This window comes from Stenotrophomonas sp. YIM B13575 (genome assembly GCF_042787595.1).
Classification (GTDB): Bacteria; Pseudomonadota; Gammaproteobacteria; order Xanthomonadales; family Xanthomonadaceae; genus Stenotrophomonas; species Stenotrophomonas lactitubi_B.
Window position 1 is genome coordinate 1 of record NZ_JBHZOP010000093.1, and the last position, 7,063, is coordinate 7,063.

7 protein-coding genes are annotated in these 7,063 nt (G+C 68.5%); all 7 read left to right on the top strand.

Features of this window, described 5'->3' with window-relative positions; translation table 11 throughout:
- The first annotated feature begins 267 nt into the window (after positions 1 to 267).
- From fliE to ACFX4F_RS15030, 7 genes are read left to right on the top strand one after another with little or no spacing between them, the layout of a single operon-like run.
- Entirely contained in the window at positions 268 to 633 is a 366-nt protein-coding gene (fliE, locus tag ACFX4F_RS15000) for a flagellar hook-basal body complex protein FliE (RefSeq protein ID WP_380656623.1), read from the top strand.
- A gap of 12 nt (positions 634 to 645) precedes the next feature.
- Positions 646 to 2,292, top strand: coding sequence for a flagellar basal-body MS-ring/collar protein FliF (fliF, locus tag ACFX4F_RS15005; protein ID WP_099818398.1), 1,647 nt, complete (start codon positions 646 to 648; stop codon positions 2,290 to 2,292).
- A 10-nt stretch (positions 2,293 to 2,302) separates the two neighbouring features.
- Positions 2,303 to 3,289, top strand: a complete 987-nt coding sequence (gene fliG / locus ACFX4F_RS15010; protein ID WP_099818764.1) for a flagellar motor switch protein FliG — start codon at positions 2,303 to 2,305, stop codon at positions 3,287 to 3,289.
- On the top strand, positions 3,286 to 3,927 hold the full coding sequence (locus ACFX4F_RS15015) for a FliH/SctL family protein (protein WP_099818397.1): 642 nt from the start codon (positions 3,286 to 3,288) through the stop codon (positions 3,925 to 3,927). Before fliG ends, ACFX4F_RS15015 begins: the two co-directional genes overlap by 4 nt.
- Positions 3,924 to 5,324, top strand: a complete 1,401-nt coding sequence (locus tag ACFX4F_RS15020) for a FliI/YscN family ATPase (RefSeq protein WP_099818396.1) — start codon at positions 3,924 to 3,926, stop codon at positions 5,322 to 5,324. The genes ACFX4F_RS15015 and ACFX4F_RS15020 overlap by 4 nt, the downstream gene beginning before the upstream one ends.
- A complete protein-coding gene (gene fliJ, locus ACFX4F_RS15025; protein WP_089241011.1) occupies positions 5,321 to 5,803 on the top strand; it encodes a flagellar export protein FliJ in 483 nt (160 codons plus the stop codon). The genes ACFX4F_RS15020 and fliJ overlap by 4 nt, the downstream gene beginning before the upstream one ends.
- On the top strand, positions 5,803 to 6,960 hold the full coding sequence (locus ACFX4F_RS15030) for a flagellar hook-length control protein FliK (protein WP_380656629.1): 1,158 nt from the start codon (positions 5,803 to 5,805) through the stop codon (positions 6,958 to 6,960). Before fliJ ends, ACFX4F_RS15030 begins: the two co-directional genes overlap by 1 nt.
- Positions 6,961 to 7,063 lie beyond the last annotated feature (103 nt).

Consider the following 7,063-nt stretch of genomic DNA (forward strand, 5'->3'; position numbering starts at 1 on the left):
GTCCGGTTGCGGGGGCGTGAGCCGCATGGATGCGGCGACCGAGCTTACATGGACGTACTTGCGGCGTCCCCCGCAACCGGACCCACCCCGCCATCCCACGGAATGCAGGTTTTTGACGTTGACGTTGCCGTTGCTTCGGCAGGTGCAGGGCGCAGCCCTGCCGAACAACCCCCAACCCTCACTTCACTGAACCGATCAGCCATTTCGGCACGGCACTTGCACTAGCTCCAGCAGACACCCCCATCCCTGTTTCTGGAACCGTTGCAGATGTCCCACTCCGTCACTTCGATCCTTTCCCAGATCCGCTCCTACCAGACCCAGGTGGGACAGCCCGCGCTCAACCCGCTGGCCGAAGCGCCGCGTAGCAATGCCCTGCCGGGCACGGCGCTGGATGCGCCGCAGGTCCAGCCTGCCAGCTTCACCGAAACCCTGCGCGGCGCCATCGCCGGCGTCAACGACGCGCAACAGAAATCCGGCGCCCTCGCCAAGGCCTTCGAACTGGGTGAACCCGGCGCCGACCTGGCCAAGGTGATGGTCGCCTCGCAGCAGTCCCAGATCGCCTTCCGCGCCACCGTGGAAGTCCGCAACCGTCTCGTCCAGGCCTACCAGGACGTGATGAACATGCCGCTGTAAGGATAGAACCGCATGGCCCTGTCGCTCTCCAAGGAATCCCTGAACGCCGAAAAGGCGGGCCAGTGGTTCGACCGGCTGCAAAGCCTGCAGATCACCCGTCGGCTCGGACTGATGGCGATGATCGCCGTGGCCGTGGCGGCCGGGCTGTTCGTGTTCTTCTGGTCGCAGAAGCCGGGCATGGTGCCGCTGTACACCGGCCTGGACCAGAAGGCGACCGCTGAAGCGACCGACCTGCTGCGTGCCGCACAGATTCCGTTCCAGCTGGACCCGGCCACCGGCGGCATCACCGTGCCGGAAAAGAACCTGCACGATGCCCGCCTGAAACTGGCGGGCTCGGGCCTGACCGACAGCGGCAAGCTCGGCTTTGAACTGATGGAACGCGACCCGGGTTTCGGCGTCAGCCAGTTCGTGGAAAGCGCGCGCTACCAGCACGCGCTGGAAACCGAGCTGTCGCGCACCATCAACACGCTGCGCCCGGTGCGAGACTCACGCGTGCACCTGGCCATTCCCAAGCCCAGCGCGTTCACCCGCCAGCGTGACGTGGCCAGTGCCTCGGTCACCCTGGAACTGCGCGGCGGCCAGCAGCTGGAACGCAGCCAGGTCGATGCGATCGTGCACATGGTGGCTGCCGCCATTCCCGATCTGGCGCCGGAACGGGTCACCGTGGTCGACCAGAGCGGGCGCATGCTCAGCGTCAGTGACCCGAACAGCGAAGCAGCGGTCAACGCTGCCCAGTTCGAACAGGTGCGCCGCCAGGAAACCTCGTTCAACCAGCGCATCCGCGAACTGCTGGAACCGATGACCGGTCCCGGCCGGGTCAATCCGGAAGTCAGCGTGGACATGGACTTCTCGGTGACCGAAGAAGCGCGCGAGCTCTACAACGGCGAGCCGCAGAAGCTGCGCAGCGAGCAGATGAGCGAGAACAGCAGCAGCACGCCGGGCCCGCAGGGCGTACCGGGTGCCACCAGCAACAGCCCGCCGGGCCAGGCCGCGGCACCGGCGACCGCGCAGGCGCCAACCGAAAGCAGCAAGAACGCGACCCGCAACTACGAGCTGGACCGTACCCTGCAGCACACCCGGCAGCCGGCCGGCCGCATCAAGCGCGTATCGGTCGCCGTACTGGTGGACAACGTGCCGCGCGCCGGCGCCAACGGCAAGGTTGCACCGCAGCCGCTGTCGGCGGCCGAACTGACCCGGGTCGAGGCACTGGTCAAGCAGGCCGTCGGCTTCAGTGCCGAGCGCGGCGACACCGTGTCGGTGATGAATGCCCCGTTCGTGCGTGATACCACGCCGGTGGAAGGCCCGGCCTGGTGGGAACTGCCGTGGGTGCACGATGCCGGCCGCATGCTGCTGGGTGCGCTGGTGGTGATGGCGCTGCTGTTCGGCGTGCTGCGCCCGGCACTGCGCGGCATCACCGGGCAGAACCGCAAGAACGAAGAACTGGCGCTGGAGCCGCATACCGCGGACGTGCAGCTGGTCGATGACGATGGCACCCCGCTGCCGGCGCTGGGCGCCGACCGGGCAAGCCTGGGCGGGCCGGAAGCTCTGGCCCTGCCGGTGGATTCTTATGAGGAACGACTGCGGATGGCGCGTGAAGCCGTGAAGACCGACTCCAAGCGCGTGGCCCAGGTGGTCAAGGGCTGGGTGGCCAATGACTGAGGTCGCTCCCCTGACCGGCGTGCAGCGCGCCGCCGTCCTGCTGCTGTCGCTGGGTGAACTGGACGCGGCCGAAGTGCTGCGCCACATGGAGCCGAAGGAGGTGCAGAAGATCGGCATCGCCATGGCCACCATGTCCGACATCACCCGCGAACAGGTGGAACGGGTGATGGACCAGTTCAGCCAGGAACTGGGCTCGAAGACCTCGCTGGGCGTGGGCTCGGACGACTACATCCGCAACATGCTGGTGCAGGCGCTGGGCAGCGAGAAGGCCGGCAACCTGATCGACCGCATCCTGCTGGGCCGCAATACCACCGGCCTGGATGCACTGAAGTGGATGGACCCGCGTGCGGTGGCCGATCTGGTGCGCAACGAGCACCCGCAGATCATCGCGATCGTGATGGCGCACTTGGAGACCGACCAAGCCGCCGACGCGCTGAAGCTGCTGCCCGACCGCACCCGTGTGGACGTGCTGCTGCGCATCGCCACCCTCGACGGCATTCCGCCCAATGCGCTGAACGAACTCAACGAGATCATGGAACGCCAGTTCGCCGGCAACCAGAACCTGAAGTCGTCCAACATCGGCGGCGTGCAGTGTGCGGCCAACATCCTCAACTTCATGGACAGCGGCCAGGACCAGGCGATCCTGGGCGAGATCGCACGCATCGACGCACCGCTGAGTGGCCGCATCCAGGACCTGATGTTCGTGTTCGACGACCTGGTGGACCTGGACGACCGCGAGATGCAGCTGGTGCTGCGCGAAGTCAGCGGCGAACGACTGGGCCTGGCGCTGCGCGGCGCCGACATCAAGGTGCGCGACAAGATCACCCGCAACATGTCCCAGCGCGCGGCCGAGATCCTGCTGGAAGACATGGAAGCGCGCGGCCCGGTGCGCCTGTCCGACGTGGAAGTGGCGCAGCGCGAGATCCTGGCCATCGTCAAGCGCATGGCCGATGAGGGCACCGTCACCATCGGTGGCAGCGCGGAGGCGATGCTGTGAGCAACGTCGTGCGCTGGCTTGCCCCGGATCTGCTGGCCCAGCCCGAACCGGTGCTGGACCACGACGATGCCTTCGAACTCACCGAGCCGGACCCGGAGCATGAGCCGGAGCCGCCGCTGCAGCTGCCTACCCTGGAAGAAATCCAGGCGATCCAGGACAGCGCCGAGAAAGAAGGTTTCGACCACGGCCATGCCGATGGCTTCAGCCAGGGCCAGGCCGAGGTGCGCCGGCTGGTCGCGCAGATCGAGGGCATCCTCGACAACTTCGGACGGCCGCTGGCGCGCCTGGAAAATGAAGTGGTCGGCGCCCTCGGCGAACTGGCGGTACGCATCGCCGGTGCGCTGGTCGGCCGTGCCTACGAGGCCGATCCGGCGCTGCTGGGGCAACTGGTCGGCGAGGCGATTGACGCCGTAGGCGGCAGCAACCGTGAGGTGGAGGTGCGCCTGCATCCGGATGACATCACCGCCCTCGCCCCGTTGTTGACCCTGTCGCCGCAGCAGCGCCTGGTGCCCGACACCAGCCTGAGCCGTGGTGACCTGCGCGTGCATGCTGAAGCAGTGCGCATCGACGGCACGCTGGAAGCGCGCCTGCGCGGCGCCCTGGATGCCGTGATCCGCCAGACCGGAGCCATCGCATGAACACCGATACCGCCGCGACACCGTCGCCGCCGGCCGACTGGGCCGTTGCCCGCAATCTGCGCCTGGGCAACCGCCTGGACAGCCTGAAGGTCGACACCGCGCACGGCCGCGGGCTGATCCGCGAGGGCGTGTTGCGCCGGGCGGTCGGCCTGACCCTGGAAGCGGTCGGCTGCGAAGCACCGCTCGGCGCCAGCTGCAAGGTGGAAGTGGTCGATGGCGGCTGGGTCGATGCCGAAGTGGTCGGCTTCGCCGGCGAACGCACCTACCTGATGCCCAGCGCCGAACTGCACGGCCTGCTGCCGAATGCGCGGGTGGTGCCATCGGCCCGCCGTGGTGGCGTGGAAGTGGGCGAAGGCCTGCTCGGCCGCGTCATCGACAGCGATGGCGTGCCGTTGGACGGCAAGGGCCCGATCCGCGCGGAAGGCCACGTCGGCATGGCCGGCGTCTCGATCAATCCGCTGGCACGCGAGCCGATCACCCAGCCGTTGGACGTGGGCGTGCGCGCGATCAATGCACTGCTGCCGATCGGCCGTGGCCAGCGTGTCGGCCTGTTCGCCGGTTCCGGCGTCGGCAAGTCGACGCTGCTGGGCATGATGACCCGCTACACCGCCGCCGACGTGATCGTGGTCGGCCTGATCGGTGAGCGTGGCCGCGAAGTGCGCGATTTCGTTGAAAGCACCCTCGGCGAGGAAGGCCTGCGCCGCGCCGTGGTGGTGGCCAGCCCGGCCGACCGTCCGCCGCTGGCCCGCCTGCATGGTGCCTACCGCGCCACCGCCATCGCCGAGTGGTTCCGCGACCAGGGCCTGAACGTCCTGCTGCTGATGGATTCGCTGACCCGCTTCGCCCAGGCGCAGCGCGAGATTGGCCTGTCGGTGGGCGAGCCGCCGACCACCCGCGGCTATCCGCCCTCGGTGTTCGCCAAGCTGCCGGCACTGGTCGAACGTGCAGGCAATGGCGCCAAGGGCCGCGGTTCGATCACCGCCTTCTACACCGTGCTGACCGAGGGCGACGATCCGCAGGATCCGATCGCCGATGCCGCGCGCGCGATCCTCGACGGCCACATCCTGCTCTCGCGCCGCGTGGCCGACAGCGGCCTGTACCCGGCGATCGACGTGGAATCGTCGGTCAGCCGCGTGGTCACGGAAATCGCCGACGAACCGTGGCGCCTGCGCATCCGCAAGCTGAAGCGGCTGGTCTCGGCCTACTCGGCCAACCGCGACCTGATCGCCATCGGCGCCTATCAGCGGGGCAACGACGCGGCGACCGATGAAGCCCTTGAGCGCTGGCCGGAAATCATGGAATTCCTCGGCCAGGATGTCGCCAAGGCCGCAGATCTACCGCACAGCCAGGCGGCGTTGCAGCGCCTGGTGGAACAAGAGAATGAGAGGCTGACATGATCCAGTCCAAGCGCATCGATCCGCTGCTGAAGCGGGCCCAGGAACACGAAGACGCGGTCGCCCGCGACCTGGCCGAGCGCCAGACCGTGCTCGACACCCATCTGTCACGCCTGGACGAACTGCGTCGCTACGCCGAGGAATATGCCTCGCAACAGATGGCCGACGCGCAGATGGCCGCGACCAGCCCGGCGCAGCTGCTGAACCGGCGCGCCTTCCTGGACCGGCTGGACAGCGCGGTGGAACAGCAGCAGCAGACCGTCAACGGCAACCGCGAAAAAGTGGAAGCCGAGCGTGCGCGCCTGATCCTGGCCAGCCGTGACAAGGCGGTGCTGGAACAGCTGGCCGCCAGCTACCGCGCGCAGGAAAAGGTGGTGACCGACCGCCGCGACCAGCGCGAGATGGATGACATCGGCGCACGCCGCGCGCGCCTGGCACAGACCGAAGACCAGGATGATGGCGAGCAGGGAGGCCGGTCGTGATGCCTTCCCCCCTGAGCAGCAACGCCAGCGCACCGACGCCCGGCGGCAGCGGCAATGCCAGCAGTACGCGCACCTCGAGCACTGATTCGGGCAAGGATTTCGGCCAGATGCTGCAGGGCGGCAGCGCGTCGACCGGCACTACCGGCGCGGCGGCCACCGCCAGCAGCCCCGCGAAGCCGGCCAACGCCACGTCAACCTCCGATGGCAATCCGGGCAAGGCGACGCCGCGACCGGCCGACGGCGAAACCGCCGCCACGGACGCCACGACATCGACACCCGCTGTACCGGCAACGTCGGCAGCGGCCGATGACAAGGACGCGCCGGCCAGCGCGGACGACGCGCCCTGGCCACCACTGGGGTTGGCCGGCCTGATGCTGGCCGTGCCCACCGGCGTCGATCCGACACCGGCGCTGCCGCCGCCAACCGCCAGCGATCCCGAAGCGCTGCCGTCCGCTGCACAGGCACTGTCGGCCGCCGCAGTGGCCGCCAACGCGGCACAGGGTGCGGCAGCGCCAGCCACCAATGCATCGGCATCCGCTGCCGGCGACGCTGAGGCCAGCGGCCTGCCGTTGCCCGAGCTGGTGCTGGGTGGCAAGGCATTGGATCGGGCCGAGGATGGCGACAGCCTGCAGATCGGCGACCGCGCGCCGCCGGCGCCGCTGCAGCCCCCGCTGCCCGCCGCCCTGCAGGATCTGAAGGCCGCACTGGCCAGCAATGCCGTCTTCAATGGCGAACCCACACCGAAGCCGGTGCTGGGCGACGATGGTTTCGACCAGGCCATCGGCGCGCGCATCGGCTGGCTGGCTGACCAGAAGATCGGCCATGCCCACATCCGCCTCAACCCGGAAGACCTGGGTCCGGTGGACGTGCGCCTGCAGATGAACGGCGACAAGGTGCATGCCAGCTTCAGCAGCCCGCATGTGGATGTACGCCAGGCGCTGGAAAGCAGCCTGCCGCGCCTGCGTGAACTGCTCGGCGAGCAGGGCTTCCAGCTGGCCCATGCCGATGTCGGCCAGCAGCACAGCGGCGACGGCAATCCGGGCAGCCAGACGGCCGGCGGCGGTCGCGGTGGTGACGGAGAACCGTCACTGGGCGACACCACGGTGTCGGCGTCGCAGCTGATCCGCCAGCGCGGGTTGTTGGACGCTTACGCCTGACAGGCGTGCCAACCAAGGTTGGCACCTACCAAGAGCGGGACGGTTGGCAACCGCCAATCGGTAGCGCCGGGCCATGCCCGGCGGAATGTCGGTAATCCGCCGG